The organism is Jiangella anatolica (genome assembly GCF_003236295.1).
GTDB lineage: Bacteria > Actinomycetota > Actinomycetes > Jiangellales > Jiangellaceae > Jiangella > Jiangella anatolica.
Map to the genome: position 1 here is coordinate 1 of NZ_POTW01000211.1, position 465 is coordinate 465.

The following is a 465-nucleotide window of genomic DNA, read 5'->3' on the forward strand; positions in this document are numbered from 1 at the left end:
GCCAGGATCTGTTGCACGAGCCCTGCTTCACCGCGGACGGCCACATGCGGCGCATGGAATGCGTAGTCGCGCACAAACTGCTCGGCGACAAGGTGCGACCACGTGCCGACGATATCCGAGCCGCAATTGACCGTGACGGACTCACCGCTCGCCTGCGCGAGCAGATCGGTCACGGAATAGATCGGCAAGCGCGCATCGATCGCGAGAAACAGGGGCAGCGTGGCCACCATCGCGACCGGCTGGAAATCGCGCAGCGGGTCATACGACGCCGGCTCGAGCGCGGGCTGGGCGACGAACGTGGTCTGCTGGAGCAGCAACGTATGGCCATCGGAGGGCGCGCGGGCGACGGCCTCGCCGGCGGCCATGCCATTGGCTGCCGGGCGATCCTCGACGCCCACCTCGCGGCCGACCTGCTGCTGCAGTTGCGTCGCGAGTGCGCGCGCCAGTGCATCGAACGCGCTGCCT

The 465-nt window shown here is 68.4% G+C and carries 1 protein-coding gene; it reads right to left on the minus strand.

What is annotated here, in order from left to right; translation table 11 throughout:
* The coding region (locus tag C1I92_RS35920; RefSeq protein ID WP_199521845.1) for a tripartite tricarboxylate transporter substrate-binding protein at positions 1 to 465 on the minus strand (465 nt) is incomplete at both ends.